Source organism: Paenibacillus etheri, assembly GCF_001012825.1.
Classification (GTDB): Bacteria; Bacillota; Bacilli; order Paenibacillales; family Paenibacillaceae; genus Paenibacillus_AQ; species Paenibacillus_AQ etheri.
Genome location: NZ_LCZJ02000031.1, coordinates 1 through 21,724, shown reverse-complemented (window position 1 = coordinate 21,724; position 21,724 = coordinate 1). Strand labels below are relative to the sequence as shown.

Sequence of the window (21,724 nt, the reverse complement as noted above, 5' to 3'; positions counted from 1 at the left end):
AAGCCAACTTGGCTTACTACGCCCTCCACGAGCTTCATATTTTACCGCATGAGCTAATGAAGCTGTCTTCACGTGAACGTGCCGCAATTTATGCGATGATCGCTGTTCGGGTGGAGAAGGAGAAGCGGGATCAAGCGCGGAGTAAGGCGAGGAAGAGATGAGGGGGTGAATGAATGGCAGGTATGCAAAACAATATAGCTGGAATCCAGCAAGTCTCCAACCAATGGATTAATGATATAACCAATCAAATTACAACTCAGGTTTCTGCAAATATTTCAAATTCCTTTTCCGCAACCTTAAATCGAATAAGTATGAAAATAGTCAATAAACCCGTGTACAACATTACTAACAATTACAGTGCAGCTTATACCAGAATTCAAGCTTCTATTGGAGGTGCAGTACAGGCTCAGGAGAGACTGAACGATGCGGCAGAACAAGGAGCAGCAGGGGCTGAGCAGCAGGCGGGTACATGGGAAAAGATTACTGGTGCTTTTGGGAAAGCTAAGGGTGTGCTGGATAAAGTTAAAGGAGTTATGGAAAAGGTGCTTGCGCCTGCGGCCGAACAGCAAAAGTGGGAAGATCTTTTTAAAGTCAAAACCGGAAATGCTGATGTTGGTGTGGCTATGTTTGATAAATTCAAGAAGAGAGCACTAGAAACAGGACAGGATGTAAACAAGTCCATGGAAAGTGTGTTGTCGTTTTATCCTAAAACTCAAAATACGGAACAGTTAGATAAGCTTATGGATTATTCCACAAGGCTCAGTATGATGTCTCCGGAGGGGAAAGATATAGGTGATACTTCATCAGCGATTACTTCTGCTTTTGAGGGGGACTCTAGTGATTTAGCATCTATGCTTCAGGTGGATAAAGAGGACTTGGGCGGACTTGATCTGGTAGCTGGAACGGGCAATATGGAAGCCTTTTTGAGTACTTTAGGAGATATTATGACAACGTCAGGTATGACGAGTGCTTCGCTGCAAACCATGATGGATTCGCCCGTTAATCAATGGCAAGCTCTTCTTGGAAACTATAACAATTCCCTGGCTGGTATGGGAGAAGGAGCTCTTGCAGCATTTTCACCGCTATTAGGCATTCTTAACGAGGCATTCTCAGATGGAACCTTTCAGCCAATTATCGATGGGATAGCAATTGGACTTGCTTTGATAGCACAAGGATTCTCACAAGTCGTTCAGGGAGCCTTATATCTTTGGAGTGTGCTTAGTAACCCTGTTGTTTTGCCAATTATTTTGGGAGTTGTTGCTGGAGTTATTGCCTTAGTAATCGCGATGAATGCATCAGCAATTGCTACTAGAATTACAGCAATTGCTACCGGAATTGCTACCGCAGCCCAAGGCATTTTCAACGCTGTGATGAGTGCTAACCCAATCGCACTAGTAATTGGTCTTATAGTTGCTCTGATCGTGGCTTTTTTAGGGATAGTAGCAGCACTTCAACCGGTTAGAGACTTTCTGGCCAATATGTTCAGAGCACTGGGGCAAATCGTTGCAGAATTCGTGGGCTTTGTTATCGATCTTTGGACCGGATTTATTAATGGGGTTATTGGTGCTGCCAACTTTTTGCTGGGTAGTATAAACAAAGTGGTTGGAGCTATTGGCAAATTTATAGGTATAGAGTCGGAGATCAATCTTCATATTGAAGAGGTTGATAGCAGTCAGTTCAAAAAGGATTTGCAAATGGACATTGGAGCTTCTTTTAATTCAGGGGCAGAAAACATCCAAAATTTTGATATCAATAAGTTTAAAGAAAAACTGAATGTAGGTGGAAATAAGAGTAATAACACCACATTAAATCAGTGGAATACTACTCACCCAGGAGATTTGTCAAAGCCTCCGAAAACGCCAACCGTACCTGATATTCCAGTAGTTCCTACGACGCCTGCGTTAAAATCACCTTCAGCTGCTGGTTCTTTTCAAAATGCAGGGGTTCCGGGTAATCTAAACACCGTTAACCGCGTGAAAGAACTCGACTCCATCAACGGCACTGTAGATATCTCCAGTGATGATCTGAAAATGCTGCGTGAGCTGGCGGAGATTCAGGCGATCCAAAATTTTGTGGAGCTTACGCCGACGGTGCAGGTGACGACCGGGAATATTAATAATGCCGGAGACATTGATACGATTATCAACAAGATCGGGCAAAAGCTGAACGAGGAGTTTGTCTCTACAGCGCAGGGGGTGTATACGTAACGTGGAAGAGTACGGGATTTTTCTTGGTTTTAATAATCAGGCAGAAGCATTCCGGCTGCCAGTCAACCCGGAGACCTTGGAGATCAAGGAGAGCGGGGATGGAAAAAGCTATACCATTATCGATCTGGGTGAGATTAATACGATTTCTTATCCTAAGCTTACGGAGATTACGATTGAAAGTATTTTCCCTGCACAAAGGTACCCTTTCGTATTGGTACAAGAGGGTGGACTGAAGAGGCCTTTTGAATATGTGGAGCTTATTAAGAAGTGGATGACGACTCGCAGACCTATTCGTTTTGTATTCTCAGGGGTGAGCTATGCGGATGACACGAAAAAAGCTGAGGGGAAGCTAAACGACGCGAAGAAATGGTTAAAGCAATCATCGACTAGTGAGGATAAATCCATAGAGATTGATTTTGGTGTGAATATGGCTATGAGTATCGAAGGCTTCACTTGGAAGCTCAGTGCGGGTACTTCAGGTGATATTGAATATTCGTTGTCTCTCAAAAAGTACGTATTCTATCAGGCTGTAGCTGTAAAGGTTGTCAACGATGAAGTGAAAGTAGAGAAGAAGCGGGCGAATGAAACTCCCAAACCTACTACGTATACCCTGAAATCTGGAGACAGCCTATGGAAAGTTGCTAAAGAAAAGCTTGGGGATGGCAAAAGGTGTGGAGAAATCCAGAAACTTAATGGCATTAAAGATAGTGAGCTGAGGAAGCTTCCAATCGGTAAGGTCATTAAGCTGCCGTAGGAGGATGTTATGGAACTGCTTGTGAAGAATAAGGAAGGTAATCTATGGGATATTTCTGGCATCGTCTCCGATATTTCTTGGAAAACGGCCCGCTCAGGAAAACCGGCAACGCTAGAGTTAACACTTGTGGACAGTGGAATCTATCAGCATCCCAAGTTCGGCATCAGCAACGGTGATATTATTCAGTTCAGCAAAGATAATGTGGATGTATTCTACGGGTTTGTGTTCAGCATTGATACAGGCTCGGATCAGGAGATTAAGCTGACTGCCTATGATCAGATGCGTTATTTGCTGGGCAATGGTAGTTATGTTTTGCAGGATGTTACGGCTAGTGATGTTATCAAAAAAATAGCGCAAGACTACGGACTGCAGACAGGTGTGCTGGAGGATACAGAGTACCGGAGTCCCTCTTTAATCGAGGATGACAAAAAGCTGATGGACATCATTATGGGAGCGATCGGCAGTGAACTTCAGTATAAGGGGCAGTTGGTGGCTTTTTACGATGATTTTGGCAAGCTTACACTGCGTAAACCGGATTCTATGCTGCTTAATCTGGTGCTGGGAGCGGGGCATTATCTATACGATTATTCGCTCAAAAAAAGTATTGATGAAGATACGTACAACACGATTTTTCTATACAAGGATAATGAGAAGTCTGGTAAACGTGATTTCTTTCCGGTTAGCGATAAGGATAATGTGAAACGCTGGGGTATCCTGCACTTGTATCAGAAAGCCGATGACAAAGCGAATGTGGCACAAATTCAGGAGAAGGCAAATAATCTGCTAAAAATGCACAACCGTGAAAAGCTTAGTCTTTCCGTACAGGCGATTGGTGATATGCGCGTAAGGGCTGGTAATTTCATTTATGTCCTGCTTGATGAATTTAAGACTCAGGTGTTTCTGGTGGATCAATGCAGTCATAAGATTTCTGGTGGGGAGCATACGATGTCCCTCGATATAAAGGTGGTGTAGAAATGATGTTGGATATTATTAAAAAAGCAAGCCTAGGAGCCGTGGGAAATACAAATCCCGTGGCTTTTTCTTATGGGACGGTAACGGAGGCAGCTCCTTTGCAGATCCAGGTGGATCAGCGGTTTATTTTATCGGGGAATGCGCTAGTGCTGCCTGAATCGGTAATGGAAAGCAAAATTGAGCTAGAGGGTAGAGAAGTAGTAGTGCGTCGAGGACTTGCCTCTGGTGATCGGGTTCTGATGGTTCGGATGCAGGGTGGACAAAGCTATATTGTTCTGGATCGGCTGGTGAGTCCGATATGATTCCTGCGATTGGAAAAGCTGGACCGATAACTGCCCTTCTTGAAGGTGAGGTCAACCTTGAGCGTGGTGAAAGTCCCAGTCTAACCTACCGAATGGATTGGGATAGAAAAAGAATCACTGGCCAAGCGGATGGACTTGAGGCAGTGCAGCAGGCAGCGGCCAAAATTCTGCGAACCGATAGATTTGAACATCTGATTTACAGTTCGGATTACGGAACAGAGTGGCAGCTGGTTCTAGGTAAGGATCGGCTGTTAGTCAGAGCTGAAATCAGACGTGTCATTAGTGAGGCCTTACTTCAGGATGAACGAATCCTTAGCTTAGAAAATATAGAGGTTTCTTTTAACGGGGATCATCTAACTTTTGATTGTAAGGTGGTCACACGTTATGGGAATTTTCAGCTGAGAAAGGAGTGGAATGAGGATGTATGAGGATCAGACGTATGAGGCTCTTTTGGAACGGATGCTGGACCGGGTTCCGTCAGGTCTGGATAAACGCGAGGGCAGTATCATATATGACGCGCTCGCTCCAGCAGCAGCAGAGCTCGCGCAGATGTACATTGAGCTGGATGTGAATAATAATCTGTATTTTGCAGATACGGCTACCGGTGAGTACTTGGAGCGAAGTATCTCCTGGTCAGGAATTGTAAGACGTGAAGCGAGTAAGGCGCAGCTGAAAGGAATTTTCTATAAAGCGGATGGGGGATTTATGGATGTTCCACTCGGCAGCCGCTTCTCTCTCGATATGCTGAATTATACGGCTATGGAAAAGTTATCTCCTGGAGTGTATCGGCTGGAGAGTGAAACCGCTGGAGAAGAAGGGAATCGATATTTTGGCTCTTTGCTTCCAGTAGATTATATTTCAGAGCTCGCGCGCGGAGAAATAGCTGCCCTTCTGATTCCTGGAGAGAACGCCGAAAGTGATGAATCGCTACGCCAGCGTTATTTGGATTCAGCCAGACGCCCAGCTACTAGCGGCAATAAATATCACTACATGGAGTGGGCGATGCAGGTTACAGGGGTGGGTGGTGCGCGTATTTTTCCATTATGGAATGGTCCTAAGACGGTGAAGGTGATTATCGTAGATGCCGAGAAGCTTCCTGCTTCTGAGCTGCTGGTAACTAAGGTTCAGCATTACATTGATCCGGTCTCTGGAGCGGGTGAAGGGCAAGCCCCTGTAGGTGCAGTTGTAACTGTGGCGTCGGCAACGGGCAAAAGCATTAGTATAAGCGCAAAAGTAACCCTTGCCTCAGGCTATGCACTGCAAGCTGTAAATGAAGAATTCAAGGCGATTCTTGAGAGTTATCGCAAGGAGAAGGCTTTTTCAGCAACCTATATTAGCCAGTCTGTAATCGGTGCACTATTGCTAGCTACTGAAGGAGTCGCAGATTACAGTGAGCTGAAGCTGAACAGTGGAGCGGGCAACGTAATGTTGAACGAAGAAGAAATACCGTTGTTCGGCAATGTTTTACTGGAGGTGTAGCATGGGTTACCCGGAGAAAGTTGATATTTTCCAAGAAAAGCTTAATAAAAAAGCAAACGGTGGCAGCTATGTTATTGAAGAGAGATTACCGCTTGTAAATGGCATGTATAGTGGTGCGCTTGCGCATGACAACATCAATAATCAGAGCATCGCAGTGTACACAGGGTCGCAGTATTCCGGGATCGAGCTACGTAATTTTACGGTGTCTTTTCCGGACGAGACGCCATGGCGACGGTTGATTAAGATTTTTGCCGATGTGCCCGAGGTTTATGTGACTTACGAAACCCCCGGCGATACCGTTGAAGCGGATGATATTAATGGTTTGCAGGTAAGTCTTACCGCTGTTCAAACTGAAATAGAACGGTATAAGAACAAGGGTCAGATTGACGGAGGATCATTCAGAAGAGAGGTGTAAAATGGCACAGACCATACAAATAAAGCGGGGAACAAAGGCTGAGCTAACGAGTTATGGCGTGTTGAAGGCGGGTGAGCTTGGTTTTTGCAATGATACTAAGGAAGTTTATATTGGTGACGGCACTTCTAATTCCATGGTCGGAAGGGCGCTATCGGGTCCAGAAGCTTCGCGTCCGGTTGCAGGAGCCGTTGGCCGTTTGTATTACGTGACTACGGGTACGAATAGCGGATATTTATATTTTGATGATGGCGCAGCTTGGCGGCGGGTGAATGCACAGAAGCTTAGCGACCTGACAGGTACCCTCGACGATATCGCTGATGGAGCAACCTATGCGAAGGTGCTTAAAGCGGATATTAGTGCGGGACATATCAACAAAGTATCAGATGGTACGAACGTAAAGACTGCGGCTGAGATTAAGACTCACATTGACGATGCGACTAAGCACCAGGTGATCAATGATGCCGGGGCTACGATTACAGACTTGTGGTCCGCACAGAAGATTAAAAATGAAATTGAGCTGGCCAAGCATAACATCGAACCGCAAGCGTCGGTAAAAGATCAGAACCTGCTGGCTCCACCAGCCAGTCCGGTTGAGGGGGATCGATACATTATTCCAGCTGGAGCAACCGGGGCATGGGCGGGGAAAACGAATCAAATCGTGGAGTACCAATCTGCTGCTTGGGTATTTTATGTTCCTGCCGTCGGTTGGACCGCTTACGTCGATGATGAGCAGAAGATTTATAGCTGGAACGGCAGCGCATGGGTACGTACCGGTGGTGCACTACAGACCATTACAGCCGGGAACGGGCTGATTGGTGGTGGTCAGGCCGATGCTGTGACGCTGAATATTGGTGCAGGCAATGGGATCACGGTTACTGCAGACGCGATTGCGGTTACAGCTGGAAAAGGGATCACTTTAGATGGAGCCGGTGTAGCTGTAAGTGTGGATGGAAGTAGCATCATTTATGATGCGGCGAATGGCAATAAACTTACCGTAGCCAGTATTGATGGCGGAACTTTCTAGGAGGCGGGACAATGGCTTTAAAGACATTGATTCAAATACGCCGCGGATTGGAAAGTGCGATTGGAGCACTGGCTATTGGTGAGCTTGGGTATTGTACTGACACTGGCAAGCTATATATCGGTTCTGCTGCTGGGAATGTCCTCCTGGTTGCCGCGCAAAGTACCGGCGATATGCTGAAAAGCATTTACGATACGAATAACAATGGCAAGGTGGATTTTGCGCAACAAGCGGATAGTGTAGCTTGGGCGGGGGTAGCGGGTAAACCAGCAGTGTTTCCTCCGGCGGCGCATACACATGATTATTTGCCCAAAGGGCCCCTAACCTGGAATCAACTGAAGGGGGTGTAGAGGATGAGTTACGGCAGCTCTTTATACAGCGAATTGCAATATTCCGCAGATAAAGATTCGAGCCATCCGGGTGAAGTCGAGGCGCCTGATCTAATGCAGTATTTGCCGGATTATTATACGGATGTCCGCGAAATGGAGAAGCTTCAGGAGACCATCGGGCTAGAAATTGGTGGACTGAAGGTAGGCACTATAGATGTACTGGATCAGGCATTTGTTGAAACGGCAACGGTAAGTCTTGGACGTTGGGAGGCTGAGCTTGGACTAAATATTGATTCATCTAAGTCATATGCTACACGCCGAGAGATGATTAAGGCGAAGCTGCGTGGAAACGGGACGACAACGCCGGAGATGATCCAGCGGACGGCGTCCGCTTTTTCAGGTGGAGTGGTTGAAGTTAAGGACGTGCCCAATGAGTATCGTTTTGAGATTCATTTTGTAAGTACGCTGGGCATTCCTCCCAATATGGCAGGGTTGATTCAAATCATCGAAGAGATTAAACCTGCGCATTTGGCTTATGAATTTGTGTTCAGCTATACCTGGTGGGACTCCGTTAAGGTTTTGACTTGGGAGAGTGCTCACAATAAAACATGGAACGAATTAAGAACTTATAGATAGGAGAGTGACACATGCAAACCACAGGAAATTTGGGATTAAAGAAGCCCGAGGGAACAGATATCGTTGATATTGCTGATCTGAATAGGAATATGGATATCTTGGATAATGCCGTAACTGGCAAGGTTGATAAAGTTACTGGGAAACAGTTGTCTACGAACGACTACACCGCAGCTGAGAAAACAAAGTTGGCGGGTGTTGCTACGGGAGCAACTAACTATACACACCCGGCTACCCACCCACCGGCTATTATTGCTCAAGACGCGAGTAATCGGTTTGTTACGGATGCTGAAAAGACGGCGTGGAATGCGAAAGCTGGTACAGCGGTAGCTACAACTTCTACGAATGGCTTGATGTCTGCTGTGGACAAGACACTACTGAATAACAACACTGGATTTGGTACTACGGCTGGTACAGCCACCGCATATACTCTTACACTTAGCCCAGCACCTACGGCGCTGATAGCAGGACTGAAATTTAGTTTCAAAACACATATTGCTAGCGGAGCTAATCCTACACTCAATCCTAATACTTTAGGGGCCAAAGCAATCAAGAAACCCAATGGAAATGCGGCAACACTTGCCCTGAACGGAGTTTACACGGTTGTATATGATGGCACGGCTTTTATCTTACAGGGTGAAGGAGGTGATTATGGAACAGCGACAGCAGCGGACGTGCTAGCGGGTAAGACGATAGGGACAGAGGGCGGGCTGGCAACAGGGACGATACCTTTAAAGAATACCGCGAATGGCGTAACTGGTGGATCTGCAGGAATTCTTGATTATCATGATGCAGCATCGGCTTCGATCGGCCCCGCAGCTCATAACGACTCAACATCAGCGTTATTTATGCAGATTTTACCAACAGGAGTAAATCGTCTTGCAGTTGATCGGGGTGTCTTTTTTAGAGTAAAAGAGTCTAATTTAGTTCCTGCAAACTACCTAAAAGGAAAGCCGATGTTTGGCGTAGATGGCGCGATTGTACAACAACCTTCAGCGGTGGCTGCTTTATCCTCAGGATGGGACGGTAACCAACTTTATATACGTATTCCACAAGGGGCATACCTACAGAATACGGTTATCGGGTCACCTGAGATTACAGTATCACCAGCATTGGCACGAGCAGATTCTAACATCCAACCAGGTAATATTCGAAGTGGTGTTTGGATCTATGGAGTATTAGGGACGTTGCAGCCTAGCACAACTTCCGCTGTAAATCTAATCATGAAGGGTGGGGAAGGCGATGGTACTTTTCCGATTCTAACGATCCCAGCCGGAGCAACCTACGCCTCTATGTGCGGCAGCCTACAATTTTACACGGGGTCACAATCAAATAACGCTAATAAAGTTTCAGTTTTCCTTCAAAACGCGGCGGGTGTAAGGGTAAGCTTGTACTCAGCCCAAGGGGGAAGCAATTTGACTGAGCATCAAGGTTTTTACTTTGATAGAATTCAAAGAAAGATTGTGACGAGAGTCAGCAACGGAGGCACAGGAAATCCATATGGTACTGGTTCACACGGTGGCTGGAGGAACTCATACGCAATGGACGGGCAACTTGAAATGCCAGATGGTGGAGTACTTCCGGCTGGATTCGACGCAAATGGAGTGCTTACTATGTACGCTATAATCTCGGGCGCGTATGGTGGGGGTTATGCTAGCGCCTATGCAAACGGCTATATGATTTATTATTAGTAAAGGGGTGATATGAATGTTTGTTACGTATTGCAAGCAAAATGACAAAATTGGTCGAGTGGACATGATATATTCAAATCCAGACGACTTTGATCTTTCCGGTACGGACGGATTCGATGTTGACGAAATACCTGAAGCCAATACGGTACCTGGAACATATTCGGTACTTATGGTAAAGCTGCCATCAAATGAATTGTACTATGACTATATCGCAATTCAAACTTCGAATAGCCTGGAGCAGCTGATTAACGAAAACACGCTGCTTAAGTCACAAGTTAAGGCTCATTCTGAGCGCTCTGACTTTATTGAGGATGTTATATCCGAACTGGCTACTCAGTTGTATAAATGATCCTGCGGTTGCTCGGCTGCTCGCTTGTGAGGGAGGTGATATCATGGTAGTTATGTTTTTTGCACAGCGTGTAATCTTGGGTAAGACCAAGTATGCAGAGGTACCGTCTACACTCAAAGCTGGAGTGCTGGAGGTTCTGACGGACCGTGGTCTGGAGTTTCTGGCTGAAGATAAATAGAGATTACAGATAGCGCCATATAGTAGGCGTTTTTATTTTGCCCTCGTAGCTGCTACGGGGGCTGTTTTATTTATCACTTAGAAGGGGGCTGTTATATGACCATTGTGGGAGTAAATTCAGGAGGAGGCGATGCTGAAGCAGCGCCCATTGAGCACCGTTTAGAAGATGTTGAAAATAGACTGGTAGTCATCCAAGACGAGATCTTTAGATTTGGAACGGAACATCTAAGTTTTAGTAATGAGCTTCTATTATTAAAAGAAAAACAATCACGCCATGAGGAAGATGTGAAGCAAATTAAACAATCAACGATAGAAATGAAAATTCAATTTAACGAGATTATGAGGCGTTGGGATACTTTGGACTCACGTGTGTTCCAGCTATTGCAACAATCTCAGACGGACAGCAAGAGCGAACGAAAAGTGTTTATTGATTTACTTAAATACGTTCTGGCGGGAACTATCTTTGCTATTATTGCCTTTTTATTTAAAGGAGGGGTCTAGATGCTCACTTTGTCCCAAATCAAAGAAAAATCAAGTAAACGTCTAACCAACCTACATCCCGTAGTCCGTTCCGCTGCTACTGCTCTAATCGAACGCTGTTACAAACTCAACATCCCCATTCTCATTACGCAGGGACTTCGCACAATTGCCGAGCAAGATGCTCTTTACGCACAAGGACGAATTAAGCCTGGAGTGATTGTCACCAATGCGCGTGGCGGGTATAGCTACCACAATTATGGACTAGCTGTAGATTTTGCTCTTTTGTTGCCTAATGGATCTAGTGTGTCTTGGGATATGCGTCTGGACGACAATAACAATCAGATCGCAGATTGGCAGGAGGTTGTACGTGAGGCCAAGGCACTTGGATTCGAATGGGGAGGCGATTGGACGAGCTTTAAGGACTATCCACATTTTCAGATGGTGTTTGGGTTAACACTCACACAGTTACGAGCAGGGGCAAAGCCCTCAATATCCGCAGTGGAGTCAGCGTATAAGGTCATCAATCGGAAGGAGGAAGAAAACTTGAAGGGTGAAGCAATTGCCGTCGTAAAGGTTAACGGGGTTAAGGTTGCAGATGGAGTTCTTGAAAAAGGCATCACCTACGTTCCCGTTCGTATTATTGCAGAAGCGCTAGGTGCACAGGTGGGTTATGATTCCGCCACTAGGACGGTTGAGATTACAAATACCCACTAAGGAGGAATGGTTAATGGAAACTAGAGAGATTTTAGATGATGTTATGGCGTTTGCCTCAATATTAGCTGTATTCGTACTGGCTCTGGTTCAATTGTTTAAAAATAGTATCAACATATCGCGGAATGCAGTCCCGATAATCGGACTATTGATAGGTTTGTTCATCGGTGCAGCAGCGTATCCTTTTACCGATCTGGATATCGTTCTTCGCCTTTGGGCTGGGGGGCTGGCTGGTTTATCTGCGACGGGGTTGTTTGAGCTAGCTTTTAAGGATCGCCCGGGGACGACGAAAGAGTAAATGGATAATAGGTTCAAATCATAATAAAAGGGCTGTTCCAAAAAGTCTGAATAGACCTAAGGAAGAGCCCCATTGTTTCTCTTGATATTACATAGTTAAGTTTCAGAACGAAAGCGTACTTCCAGGCAGCAAAGAGTACAGCCCTGCAAAACCTTCTTCTTCTAATATAGAAGTGACATGATCAATATGCGATTTGGGAGCATGAACGAGCACCGACCGGCGGCTAGGAATCGTTTGGAGCATTTCTCGAATATCCGGTAAGCCTTGGTGGACTTTATAGCGTATGAGAGAGATTGTACATCTCGTATCGCTAGATTCTTCTACCATAGACCGTTTGACGAGACGGTGCCCGAAACTACCTGCCGCCAAATGTCCCGTAAAAATCACATGGTTGTCAGGAGAAGCAGAGAGCTGATGAAAATACTCTTGTGCTTTTGCCGACTGCATCATTCCGTCATTGGTAAACACGATTGAGCTCTTGAGATTCAACAATGCCTTTGCTCGTTCCTCTGAATTAGATATAATACACAAGTTCTTTCTATTAAAAAGCGTATTAACGCGCTGAATAGCGCCCTCTTTCAGCCATTCGGTCTTATCACTCAAACCTCTTAAAGGTGCTATGAGCTCTTCTTCGATGATCAGCTGATCATCCGGGAAACACTCGCTTGCCCATACGATTAATTCCTGGCTTCTGCCATGGATAGGTACCGGAAGGAGGATTGAACCCCCTTTTTGCAGAGTGTTACAGATCGCTGACTCTAATTGCTGTAACTTTACAAGCTGCTCATCAGGATCCGCGCCGTAGGCGGCATCTATAATGGATAAATCGACGATATCTTTAGCTCCGGCTTCCATAATCGTTGGTGAATCTGCCATGAGCAGCAGCGACTCCTTCGTATAATCCCCTGAGAAAAATACGACTGTTCCGTCCCATTCGAGGATCAGCCAAACCGAACCTGCTAAATGTCCGCTTCGCCCCCATTGTACTCGAAGATTAGGTGCAATCCTCAGCCAAGTCTGAGGGGGGATATGCTCCTCCAAATACATGAACTGAATAGATTGCTTATCTATTTCTCCATAAGGTAGTGATGCGGACTGTGCGGCCACGTATTTATCCCATGCTTCGAAATAATCGGGAAGCTGTTTAACGGTAGCTTTCGTTGTCCATACCTTACCTGGATATCCATACTTATATAGTAGGGGAAGTGCTATGGAATGATCCTCATGCGCATGGGACAGAAACACTGCCTGCAAATGTGGGATGATGTCTGTATCTAGCAGGGGGTATTCACCTGGGCCTTCTTTTTTGACACCACAATCGAGTAGAATACCAGATTGCCCATCTTTGTCCTGCAAAAGATAGGAGGAACGGCCATGCTCTCCGGCCCCTCCCCAAATCGTTAGTGTGCTCATCGTTGTCTCCGCTTTCTATCTGGGCTTAAATATTCTAATACTAGTAGTAATATAGTAGTAACGCCGACAGAGATTACTGCCATGGCCATCCCCATCGCTACTGCACCTTGTTCAAACTGGGCAAAAATATAGGTCGCCGATGTCTGCATTGAAGGTGGAAGAATGAGTAAGGAGGCCACCAGTTCCCGATTGGAAATGGTGAAGGTCATCATCCATCCAGCCACCATCCCCGGTAGGATGAGGGGAAGCAGAATACGGCGGAACACATACAGCTTACTTCCTCCGAATACTTGTCCCGCTTGCATAAGGGAAGAATCGATCTGCCCATAGCTCGCTTTTACATACTGAACAGTATAGGGGATGAATAGTACAACGTAGGTTAACACAACCATCCAGTAGGTATTATAGAGCGGAATAGGCATCCAGCGAGCGTTCCATAGCAGGATTAGCCCCACTACAATTACAATTCCAGGAACTGTGTTGGGAAGTAGGCTGAATAGATCTGTGATTTTCTGCTTGAATGTAGCTCCTTTTCCTACAGTTAAGGCAAACCAAGTCCCAAGAATAACCGCGATACTAGAAGCAACGATAGCTAATGTGAAGCTATTTATTAAGGCCTCAAGACCTTGAGAACCCGGTGATAGCAGCTCTGCATAATGTTTTAAGGTTAAATTGCTCCAAGATACGCCTTCTCCTCGCAGCTTTAATAATGAGGTTGTTATGATTGAAAAGTAAGGAATGCCGATAGATGCTAGAAGTAATAGAACGACATATCCCCAACTAAGAACCCCTACGATTCCAGTACTTTTATAACGTTTGGTACGAGTCCCTTTTCCGCCTATTAGGCGATAAGAGAAGCGGCTGCTAATTAGAGTCTGGATGTACCACATGACTAGACAAACTCCGAGCAGCAAGGAAGCTAGTGAAGTAGCCTTTCCAAAATCTATTGGCCAACTAGAGATATACTTATGGATCTCAGAGGTCAGAACATAAAAGCCGATCCTACGACCAAAGGTCGCAGGGGTACCAAATTCAGCAATCGTTTTGACGAAGATGAGAAGGGCTCCAAGCCCATAGCTAGATAATAGCAAGGGAATGATTACTCTTTTAAATCTGTAAAAGAATGGAGCGCCATGAACAGAGGCTGCTTCCTCCAGATTGCCCCCGATCTGCAAAAGCGCATTACGCAGCAGTAAATACAGGAATGGGAATAAATGCAGGCTCATGATCAGCACCATCCCTCCATAACTAAAGAAATACGGAGTCAGCACGGAGGAAGCGGGCAGAAACTGTTCCATATACCCACCCGTCTGCATAAACAACATCCAACCCATTGAACCAATGTATGGCGGAGTCATAAACGGGATTAGAAGCACAACATCCAGCCAATTATGATGCCCTAAGTCCGTTTTAGCCATAATCCAGGCCAGAGGTAGTGCAAATAGCGTAGTTAGCAGAATAACGCTTACCCCGAGCCCGATAGAATTCAGCAGTACCTCTACCAGATCATGACTACTCATAATGGTTCGTAGTGGCGCGGCTATATCCAGCTGCTCATTGGGATAGATACTGGTCCAAAAAATGAGCAGGAGTGGCAGCAGTACGAGCACTGTCAGTATAAATAAAGCAAGTCCGCCGCTCACCCATTTAAATGAGCGTAAAGAGTTAATATTCATTACGCTTATTTAAAAATTTGTGTGAAGGTCGAGGAAACTTCATCACTATGTTCGTTCATCCATTCCCATTTCACATCAAATGTCTTAATTTCATCGAGATTCGCACGATTCTCTGCTTTCACATCGGCTCTGCCTGGCAATAAGTAGGCTTTAGCAACTAGCGCTTGAGCTTCATCAGATAGAAGATAGTCGATAAAAGCCTTGGCATTATCTACATTCGGGCTTGTCTTAATAATCGCAGCCGGGCGAGGGCTGATCACTGTTCCTTCAGCAGGGTAGACGATATCTACAGGCTCTCCATCAGCTTTTGCCTTATAAGCCATATAATCTACACCTGATGCAACGACGGATTTAGCACCGGTAATAACCGGATCAAGTGCCTCCTGATTGGCGCCCGCCATCGCTGCACCATTGCTTTTGTATTGTTTAAAAAGATCCCAACCGCTGTCCCCTTTAGCGCTTAAATATCCAGTTACGAAATCTAAAGCCGAGCCAGATAGCGAAGGATCTGGAATATTGACGGTTCCTTTCCATTCCGCTTTAGTGAGATCATCCCAGGAAGTCGGAGGTGTGCTAACTTTTTTAGTATTGTAGACAATCCCCAGTGCGGATGCGCTATAGCTAAAATAATTGCCATCTGCTGTGTCTGACCAATCGCTAACGAGCTTATCTGCATTAACCGCCTCTTTATATGGAAGCAATAATCCATCGTTCTTCATTCCTTGCATGGAAGGAAGGGAGGCAAGAACGACAACATCGACTACTGGATTGGACTTCTCTGCTTCCATACGGGCTAATATTTTTCCTGTAGTGCCTTGGAACATTTCAACCTTAACACCGGTTTTGGTTTCAAAGCCGTCTTTAATTTTATTGGCTAGACCTTCAGGGCCTGCGCTGTAGACGACAAGATTACCACTCAGAGTTTTTTCTGTGGGTTGTGGTGCTTCAGTCTGAGCTGTAGTGTTAGCGTTTGAAGTTGGATGGCTTGCGTTAGCTGCAGGAGTGTTAGTAGAGCTACAGCCGGCTAAACTTGCTCCGATTATAGTTGTTAGAAGAAGTGTGCTGAGTCCTTTAGTGTTATTCATTGGTTTCAATGTGAATGCCTCCCTAATATTTTTTGCATCTTGCTGCATGGAACAGCATCATACGAGCTATTCCATGCAATGGACGCTTAATTCAGATGATGGATCTGGTGCTCAGAAGCGTAGACCTGGATCGTTTCTCCAACAGGTAGACGTTGATCATGATAAGCGGTCCAAGTAGTTCGGTTCTCCATGTCCAGAATGACCTCATAGCGATCACCCATATAGCTCACATGTCGAATCGTCCCCGTAAAAGGAAGAGAGGAAGCATCCTCCTGAGACCAACGTAAATGTTCCGGACGAAGCATTTGCTTATCGGGAACGATCCAGTTGGATTTTCCAATAAAATGAGCTACAAAAGGATGATTGGGTTTCTGATAAATCTCCTCAGGAGAGCCTGTTTGTAAAATAGTGCCACCTTGCATCACGACCACTTCATCTGACATAGACATCGCCTCGGTTTGATCATGGGTGACATATAGAGCGGTAATGCCCATGTTCCTCACCAAGGAGGTTAACTCCAGCCTCATTTCATCTCGCAAGACCGCATCCAGAGCACTTAATGGCTCATCGAACAATACGAGCTGGGGTCTAGTAACTACTGCTCTGGCAAAAGCAACCCGTTGCTGTTGTCCACCGGACAGCTGATGGGGAAAGCGTAGCTCCAGTCCTTCCAGCTTTACAGATCGAAGGGCTTGTTGAACCCTAATCCGTAAATCCTTTTTCTGCTTAGAGGCACGAAGTCCGAAGGCGACATTCTCGAAGACAGTTAGATGCGGCCAGAGTGCGAAATCTTGAAAAACCATGCCAAAGTTGCGGCTATGAATGGGGCGACTAATTCTTTTGTTGCCGGAGAAAATAAACTCATCATCCATTAGGATTTCTCCCGCATCCGGTGTTTCTAGCCCAGCAATCAGACGGAGTAGTGTCGTCTTTCCACAACCTGAAGGACCGAGTAATGTCGTAAAGCTTCCAGCGGGAATCTTCAGATCTGCAGCCTTCAAGGCATGCACATCTCCGAATTTCTTTTCCAATCTGTGGATTGTAATTTCCTTCATTCTATCTACCTGCCTGTTCTTAAGCTTGTTCTTAGTGTAAAGGTAAAGAATTCCCGCTATATTTGCTGAATGTAACTGTGATATTAACTTTTTTGCCGATTTATTTTAACATTCATAGAATTCTTCTATGTTACCGTTTAGTGAATAGGCGAGGAGTGGATGATAATGAACCTTAATTTAATCAAGCTGGAAATTGTAGAACTGCTAAATAAACATAAGAAAATAACTACAGTAGCCGATAAACTCGGGCTGAAGCAGCCCACCGTTACGTACCATTTGAAGAATTTAGAGCAGCAATTGGGGGAGAAGTTATTTGAATCCAGAATGGATAAAATGATTCTTACGGAGAGCGGGAAAGCGTTTCTTCATTATGCGACTAAAATCAATGCACTAGCTGCAGAAGCGGAGCGGGTTGTAAAAGAGTTCAGTCAGGCGGGGCGAGGAACGCTTAAGATTGGTGCCAGTTACGTTCCAGCTACTTATATCCTTCCGAAAATATTGGGGCTGTTTGGAGAACAACACCCGGGAATTACGATTTCTTTATCGGTTAAGCCTTCCCCTGTAATCAAAGAAATGCTGGCTAGCCATGAGATTGACCTTGGTATTTTGTCTACTGAATCTTTTTATCTACCTGATCTGCATACTCAAGCCTTGTGTGAGGACGAGCTCGTGCTTGTTTTTGCGCCATCTCATGAATTTGCCTCATTTTCTAATCTAAACCCGGCTATGATTGCTTCAGCGAGTTTTATATTACATGACAAGGAATCGAGTACACGCCAACTAACGGATAAATGGTTTGAGCGGGAGGGGAATGAACCGAGAACCTATATTTTACTGGATTCACTGGAGGCCATAAAGCAATCGCTTATAAGTGGAAAGTACGTTTCGTTTATATCGCGTCTTGCTGTGGAGGATGAGGTTGCCAGAGGAAGATTGCTAATGCGCACCATTCCAGATTATAATTTTCAAAGACATATTTATTATTCGTATAACCGCGATCGTCATTATTCTCCGCTTATTGGCCTGTTCATTGATCAGATTCGAACGCTCCGTATTTAAATACACATAATGAAGGTATGCTAGAGCCATTATATATAAGAGAAGAATACATAAAATATATGGACTGTATAAATTGAGAAATTGGTGTATAATCTTAGATACTGTGTCGCTTTACAGCGCAAAAAAGTTGGAGATTTTCACGCAGTTTTATTGTATGATATGAGGAAAGCTTTAATAGGCGATTTTTAGACAGACAATAATTAACACATTGATCCGGAAGAGAATGGGGGGAGCAGCATGACCGAACTTACGACTACCGTCAGCAAAAGCAACTCTAACAATCTGCTGCGACGGGACGTACGGTTCTTGGGGAACATTTTAGGAGAGGTCTTGGTTCACCAAGGCGGTAACGAACTACTAGAGATCGTGGAGAAAATTCGCGAAACCAGTAAATCGCTGCGCTCACTATTTTTACCTGAACTGCACAGTGAATTTAAGGAGTTAATCAATTCTTTGGATCCAGAGAACCGTCATCAGGTAATAAGAGCGTTCGCTATTTATTTTCAGCTCGTGAATATTGCCGAACAGAACCATCGGATTCGCCGCAAACGTGACTATGAACGTTCAGCTGGGGAGACAGTCCAACCCGGTTCTATAGAAAGCGCGATTAAAGAGCTTCGTGAACGTGATTTCTCTCATGAGGAAGTTAACGAGATTATTGCAGGATTATCTCTGGAACTTGTAATGACGGCACATCCAACGGAAGCTATGCGCCGTGCGATTCTCGATATTCATAAGCGGATATCTGATGATGTTATGGGTCTGGATAACCCTACCTTAACCTTCCGGGAGCGTGAACAGCTCCGTGAGAAGTTATTAAATGAAGTGATTACATTATGGCAAACGGATGAACTGCGTGACCGCAAGCCTACAGTACTCGATGAAGTGCGCAATGGGATGTACTATTTCCATGAGACGATTTTTCATGTATTGCCGGACGTCTATCAAGAACTTGAACGTTGTCTGAGTAAATACTACCCAGGACAGAACTGGCATGTACCAACCTACTTGCGTTTTGGTTCATGGATTGGCGGAGACCGTGATGGTAACCCTTCGGTAACTTCAACAGTCACCTCACAGACCTTGCGTATGCAGCGTAAGCTGGCGATTCGGGAATATCAGCGTATTATGCGCGAACTCATGAAATATTTAAGCTTTAGCACAAGTATTGTTAAAGTGACGCCTGAGCTAGCAGAATCCATTGAAGCTGATCGTGAGATCATTAATCTTGGCAAGATGGAAGAATGGCGCAATGACAATGAACCTTACCGTATAAAGCTTAGCTATATGATCTCCAAGACACAAAATGTTCTGGATGATGAGAAAAAAGATACTCCTGAGCGTTATTCTACACCTGAAGAGTTTATCGATGATTTGAACGTGATTGACCGCAGCTTACGGCATCACTATGCCGATTATGTGGCCGACACTTATATTAAGAAATTGATCCGCCAAGTGGAGCTGTTCGGTTTCCATACGGCGACACTTGATGTGCGTCAGCACAGTCAAGAACATGAGAATGCTATGACTGAAATTCTGGCGAAAATGAACATTACGCCGGATTACTCCAAACTATCTGAAGATGAGAAGATTGAGCTACTGGAGAAGCTGTTGAATGATCCACGTCCAATCACTTCTTCTTATCAGACGTATAGTGAGGGTACAGAGGAATGTCTTGCTGTGTACCGGACGATCTTCGCTTCGCAAGAAGAGTACGGCAAAAAGTGTATCACTAGTTATCTGATCAGTATGGCAGAAGCGGCAAGCGATATTCTGGAGGTTATGGTCTTCTCCAAAGAGGTAGGACTATTCCGCAAAGATAATGACGGTACAGTCGTATGTACGCTGCAAGCTGTGCCACTTTTTGAAACAATTGATGATTTGCATGAAGCACCGCAAATTATGAATAGATTGCTCAGCATGCCTATCTACCGCGATGCAGTAAGAGCAATGAATGATTTGCAGGAAATCATGCTTGGATATTCAGATAGTAACAAAGATGGCGGCGTGGTTACTGCTAACTATGAACTGCGTGTTGCTCTGAAAGAGATTACAGCTACAGCCGATAAGTTCGGAATCAAGCTGAAGTTCTTCCACGGCCGTGGTGGAGCGCTCGGCCGCGGAGGCATGCCGCTTAACCGCAGCATTCTGGCTCAGCCAGCCTCGACGATTGGCGGCGGCATTAAGATCACCGAGCAGGGAGAAGTGATCTCCTCCCGTTATTCGATGCAAGGGATTGCTTACCGCAGTCTAGAACAAGCGACATCTGCGCTTGTGACAGCAGCGATCAATGCGAGAATTCCACAAGCGGATTTATATGAAGAAAAGTGGGAAGAGATTGTTGCCCGTATCTCTGAAGTTTCGCTTCACAAATATCAGGATTTAATATTCCGTGATCCGGACTTCCTGACTTATTTCAAAGAATCTACACCTCTGCCTGAGGTTGGAGAGCTTAATATTGGTTCACGCCCTTCCAAACGGAAGAATAGTGACCGCTTTGAAGACTTGCGTGCAATTCCGTGGGTATTTGCATGGACACAAAGCCGTTATTTGCTTCCTGCATGGTATGCTGCTGGAACCGGACTGCAGAGTTTCTATGAGGGTAAGGAAGAGAATCTGAAGATTATGCAACATATGTATGAGAACTTCTCATTCTTTACTACACTGATAGATACGCTGCAAATGGCTATTTCAAAAGCGGACTTGATCATTGCTAAGGAATACGCCAGCATGGGCAAGAACGAGGAAGCGCGTCAGCGGATCTTCGGCCAGATTGAAGATGAATTCAAACTGACCTCTGAGCTGATCTTGAAGATTACTGGCCAGCAGGATATCTTGGATAACGTCCCTGTGATTCAGGAGTCGATCAGACTCCGCAATCCTTACGTTGATCCACTTAGCTACCTGCAGGTTCAATTGTTATCTGAGCTTAGAGCGCTCCGTGAAGTCGATGGAGACGATAGCGAATTACTTCGCGAAGTATTGCTTACCATTAATGGTATTGCCGCTGGTCTTCGGAATACCGGCTGATATAGTCTTAACACAAAAAGTCCGCCCTTTATCGGGGCGGACTTTTTGTGCTTATATAGGAAATTAGCAGTATCCGGCAGATTCTAAAAGATTACTTTCATGGATTCATGGAAATGAACTGTCATCATTTGACCAATAGTCAATAGTCAATAGTCAATAGTCTCCATAGAAGCATTAATAGACCTAGAATAAAACGACGCCTGTGGCACACGCGTTATGGACTTTGCCAGGAATGAGTGCAAAGGACGCACGAAAGGAGCCGCCGGAGCCCGTGTTTATTTGCTTTTTTATAGGAATTACTGTCTGCTCGCACACATAAACATTTTTAAGTTTCTTATTTCTCTGCTTCAGGGCCAAACTGCTGAATTATAGGGAATTATTACCTATAATTCGATATATTAAGGTCATTTCGATAAAATATAGGGAATTGTTCCCTTTATATCAGCTGAACTTGGTGTAATTCATTGAATTTGGCCAATATACAGGGAGGAATGAAGCTAGAATTAAAAGTGGACACCTCGTTAAGAGATTAAGATAATGAAGATATCTAAGGAGGTGTTCACATGGGTGAACAGCGGCAACGGTATG

The 21,724-nt window shown here is 45.0% G+C and carries 23 protein-coding genes; 19 read left to right on the top strand and 4 right to left on the bottom strand.

Annotated elements, in window-relative coordinates; translation table 11 throughout:
* Positions 1 to 8 precede the first annotated feature (8 nt).
* The 17 genes from UQ64_RS30220 to UQ64_RS19520 all read left to right on the top strand — a co-directional run bounded on the left by UQ64_RS30220 (position 9) and on the right by UQ64_RS19520 (position 11,818).
* Positions 9 to 161 carry a hypothetical protein gene (locus tag UQ64_RS30220; protein ID WP_197071250.1) on the top strand — a complete coding sequence of 51 codons (153 nt, stop codon included), beginning with the start codon at positions 9 to 11 and terminating at the stop codon, positions 159 to 161.
* 12 nt (positions 162 to 173) lie between these two features.
* The gene (locus UQ64_RS19590) at positions 174 to 2,207 is read left to right on the top strand and encodes a hypothetical protein (RefSeq protein WP_060625190.1); all 2,034 of its coding nucleotides are present in this window, start codon (positions 174 to 176) and stop codon (positions 2,205 to 2,207) included.
* A 1-nt stretch (position 2,208) separates the two neighbouring features.
* Positions 2,209 to 2,961: a LysM peptidoglycan-binding domain-containing protein gene (locus tag UQ64_RS19585; RefSeq protein ID WP_060625189.1), complete on the top strand. Its 753-nt coding sequence runs from the start codon at positions 2,209 to 2,211 to the stop codon at positions 2,959 to 2,961.
* 9 nt (positions 2,962 to 2,970) lie between these two features.
* Positions 2,971 to 3,933, top strand: a complete 963-nt coding sequence (locus UQ64_RS19580; protein ID WP_060625188.1) for an XkdQ/YqbQ family protein — start codon at positions 2,971 to 2,973, stop codon at positions 3,931 to 3,933.
* 5 nt (positions 3,934 to 3,938) lie between these two features.
* On the top strand, positions 3,939 to 4,235 hold the full coding sequence (locus UQ64_RS19575; protein WP_060625196.1) for a DUF2577 domain-containing protein: 297 nt from the start codon (positions 3,939 to 3,941) through the stop codon (positions 4,233 to 4,235).
* Positions 4,232 to 4,663 (top strand): DUF2634 domain-containing protein, encoded by a 432-nt coding sequence (locus UQ64_RS19570; RefSeq protein WP_060625187.1) that lies wholly within the window; start codon positions 4,232 to 4,234, stop codon positions 4,661 to 4,663. Before UQ64_RS19575 ends, UQ64_RS19570 begins: the two co-directional genes overlap by 4 nt.
* Positions 4,656 to 5,714: a baseplate J/gp47 family protein gene (locus UQ64_RS19565; protein ID WP_060625186.1), complete on the top strand. Its 1,059-nt coding sequence runs from the start codon at positions 4,656 to 4,658 to the stop codon at positions 5,712 to 5,714. Before UQ64_RS19570 ends, UQ64_RS19565 begins: the two co-directional genes overlap by 8 nt.
* 1 nt (position 5,715) lies before the next feature.
* Complete coding sequence (locus UQ64_RS19560; RefSeq protein WP_060625185.1) at positions 5,716 to 6,129, top strand: hypothetical protein; 414 nt, start codon at positions 5,716 to 5,718, stop codon at positions 6,127 to 6,129.
* Position 6,130: 1 nt separating this feature from the next.
* A complete protein-coding gene (locus UQ64_RS19555) occupies positions 6,131 to 7,153 on the top strand; it encodes a DUF2793 domain-containing protein (RefSeq protein WP_060625184.1) in 1,023 nt (340 codons plus the stop codon).
* Positions 7,154 to 7,164: 11 nt separating this feature from the next.
* Positions 7,165 to 7,500, top strand: a complete 336-nt coding sequence (locus tag UQ64_RS19550) for a hyaluronate lyase N-terminal domain-containing protein (RefSeq protein ID WP_082651214.1) — start codon at positions 7,165 to 7,167, stop codon at positions 7,498 to 7,500.
* A gap of 3 nt (positions 7,501 to 7,503) precedes the next feature.
* On the top strand, positions 7,504 to 8,115 hold the full coding sequence (locus UQ64_RS19545) for a putative phage tail protein (RefSeq protein ID WP_060625183.1): 612 nt from the start codon (positions 7,504 to 7,506) through the stop codon (positions 8,113 to 8,115).
* Positions 8,116 to 8,126: 11 nt separating this feature from the next.
* The gene (locus UQ64_RS19540) at positions 8,127 to 9,803 is read left to right on the top strand and encodes a hypothetical protein (RefSeq protein WP_060625182.1); all 1,677 of its coding nucleotides are present in this window, start codon (positions 8,127 to 8,129) and stop codon (positions 9,801 to 9,803) included.
* Between the two features lie 16 nt (positions 9,804 to 9,819).
* Positions 9,820 to 10,152, top strand: coding sequence for a hypothetical protein (locus tag UQ64_RS19535; protein WP_060625181.1), 333 nt, complete (start codon positions 9,820 to 9,822; stop codon positions 10,150 to 10,152).
* 43 nt (positions 10,153 to 10,195) lie between these two features.
* The gene (locus tag UQ64_RS32595; protein WP_280818228.1) at positions 10,196 to 10,330 is read left to right on the top strand and encodes a hypothetical protein; all 135 of its coding nucleotides are present in this window, start codon (positions 10,196 to 10,198) and stop codon (positions 10,328 to 10,330) included.
* A gap of 95 nt (positions 10,331 to 10,425) precedes the next feature.
* A complete protein-coding gene (locus UQ64_RS19530) occupies positions 10,426 to 10,830 on the top strand; it encodes a hypothetical protein (protein WP_060625180.1) in 405 nt (134 codons plus the stop codon).
* Positions 10,831 to 11,523, top strand: a complete 693-nt coding sequence (locus UQ64_RS19525) for a M15 family metallopeptidase (RefSeq protein WP_060625179.1) — start codon at positions 10,831 to 10,833, stop codon at positions 11,521 to 11,523. It abuts the gene before it with no gap.
* A gap of 13 nt (positions 11,524 to 11,536) precedes the next feature.
* Positions 11,537 to 11,818, top strand: a complete 282-nt coding sequence (locus UQ64_RS19520; RefSeq protein WP_060625178.1) for a holin — start codon at positions 11,537 to 11,539, stop codon at positions 11,816 to 11,818.
* Positions 11,819 to 11,920: 102 nt separating this feature from the next.
* On the opposite strand, the gene UQ64_RS19515 is transcribed toward UQ64_RS19520, so the two are convergent.
* The 4 genes from UQ64_RS19515 to UQ64_RS19500 form a co-directional block, all read right to left on the bottom strand.
* Entirely contained in the window at positions 11,921 to 13,231 is a 1,311-nt protein-coding gene (locus UQ64_RS19515) for an MBL fold metallo-hydrolase (RefSeq protein WP_060625177.1), read from the bottom strand.
* On the bottom strand, positions 13,228 to 14,907 hold the full coding sequence (locus tag UQ64_RS19510) for an ABC transporter permease (protein WP_060625176.1): 1,680 nt from the start codon (positions 14,905 to 14,907) through the stop codon (positions 13,228 to 13,230). The genes UQ64_RS19515 and UQ64_RS19510 overlap by 4 nt, the downstream gene beginning before the upstream one ends.
* Positions 14,908 to 14,912: 5 nt before the next feature.
* A complete protein-coding gene (locus UQ64_RS19505) occupies positions 14,913 to 15,992 on the bottom strand; it encodes an ABC transporter substrate-binding protein (RefSeq protein ID WP_060625195.1) in 1,080 nt (359 codons plus the stop codon).
* 86 nt (positions 15,993 to 16,078) lie between these two features.
* Positions 16,079 to 17,047: an ABC transporter ATP-binding protein gene (locus tag UQ64_RS19500; protein ID WP_042131178.1), complete on the bottom strand. Its 969-nt coding sequence runs from the start codon at positions 17,045 to 17,047 to the stop codon at positions 16,079 to 16,081.
* 165 nt (positions 17,048 to 17,212) lie between these two features.
* Between UQ64_RS19500 and UQ64_RS19495 the strand changes: the two genes are divergently transcribed.
* Together UQ64_RS19495 and ppc are read left to right on the top strand one after the other, a co-directional pair.
* On the top strand, positions 17,213 to 18,106 hold the full coding sequence (locus UQ64_RS19495; protein WP_060625175.1) for a LysR family transcriptional regulator: 894 nt from the start codon (positions 17,213 to 17,215) through the stop codon (positions 18,104 to 18,106).
* A gap of 237 nt (positions 18,107 to 18,343) precedes the next feature.
* Positions 18,344 to 21,136 (top strand): phosphoenolpyruvate carboxylase, encoded by a 2,793-nt coding sequence (ppc, locus tag UQ64_RS19490; RefSeq protein ID WP_060625174.1) that lies wholly within the window; start codon positions 18,344 to 18,346, stop codon positions 21,134 to 21,136.
* The last annotated feature ends 588 nt before the right edge of the window (positions 21,137 to 21,724 follow it).

Coding starts and splice junctions, on each gene's coding strand:
- UQ64_RS19560 (WP_060625185.1), top strand. CDS start 5,716: ATGGGTTACCCGGAGAAAGTTGATATTTTCCAAGAAAAGCTTAATAAA.
- UQ64_RS19535 (WP_060625181.1), top strand. CDS start 9,820: ATGTTTGTTACGTATTGCAAGCAAAATGACAAAATTGGTCGAGTGGAC.
- UQ64_RS19495 (WP_060625175.1), top strand. CDS start 17,213: ATGAACCTTAATTTAATCAAGCTGGAAATTGTAGAACTGCTAAATAAA.
- UQ64_RS19575 (WP_060625196.1), top strand. CDS start 3,939: ATGTTGGATATTATTAAAAAAGCAAGCCTAGGAGCCGTGGGAAATACA.
- UQ64_RS19515 (WP_060625177.1), bottom strand. CDS start 13,231: ATGAGCACACTAACGATTTGGGGAGGGGCCGGAGAGCATGGCCGTTCC.
- UQ64_RS19520 (WP_060625178.1), top strand. CDS start 11,537: ATGGAAACTAGAGAGATTTTAGATGATGTTATGGCGTTTGCCTCAATA.
- UQ64_RS19500 (WP_042131178.1), bottom strand. CDS start 17,047: ATGAAGGAAATTACAATCCACAGATTGGAAAAGAAATTCGGAGATGTG.
- UQ64_RS19570 (WP_060625187.1), top strand. CDS start 4,232: ATGATTCCTGCGATTGGAAAAGCTGGACCGATAACTGCCCTTCTTGAA.
- UQ64_RS19545 (WP_060625183.1), top strand. CDS start 7,504: ATGAGTTACGGCAGCTCTTTATACAGCGAATTGCAATATTCCGCAGAT.
- UQ64_RS19540 (WP_060625182.1), top strand. CDS start 8,127: ATGCAAACCACAGGAAATTTGGGATTAAAGAAGCCCGAGGGAACAGAT.
- UQ64_RS19510 (WP_060625176.1), bottom strand. CDS start 14,907: ATGAATATTAACTCTTTACGCTCATTTAAATGGGTGAGCGGCGGACTT.
- ppc (WP_060625174.1), top strand. CDS start 18,344: ATGACCGAACTTACGACTACCGTCAGCAAAAGCAACTCTAACAATCTG.
- UQ64_RS32595 (WP_280818228.1), top strand. CDS start 10,196: ATGGTAGTTATGTTTTTTGCACAGCGTGTAATCTTGGGTAAGACCAAG.
- UQ64_RS19565 (WP_060625186.1), top strand. CDS start 4,656: ATGTATGAGGATCAGACGTATGAGGCTCTTTTGGAACGGATGCTGGAC.
- UQ64_RS19505 (WP_060625195.1), bottom strand. CDS start 15,992: ATGAATAACACTAAAGGACTCAGCACACTTCTTCTAACAACTATAATC.
- UQ64_RS19530 (WP_060625180.1), top strand. CDS start 10,426: ATGACCATTGTGGGAGTAAATTCAGGAGGAGGCGATGCTGAAGCAGCG.
- UQ64_RS19550 (WP_082651214.1), top strand. CDS start 7,165: ATGGCTTTAAAGACATTGATTCAAATACGCCGCGGATTGGAAAGTGCG.
- UQ64_RS19580 (WP_060625188.1), top strand. CDS start 2,971: ATGGAACTGCTTGTGAAGAATAAGGAAGGTAATCTATGGGATATTTCT.
- UQ64_RS19555 (WP_060625184.1), top strand. CDS start 6,131: ATGGCACAGACCATACAAATAAAGCGGGGAACAAAGGCTGAGCTAACG.
- UQ64_RS19525 (WP_060625179.1), top strand. CDS start 10,831: ATGCTCACTTTGTCCCAAATCAAAGAAAAATCAAGTAAACGTCTAACC.
- UQ64_RS19590 (WP_060625190.1), top strand. CDS start 174: ATGGCAGGTATGCAAAACAATATAGCTGGAATCCAGCAAGTCTCCAAC.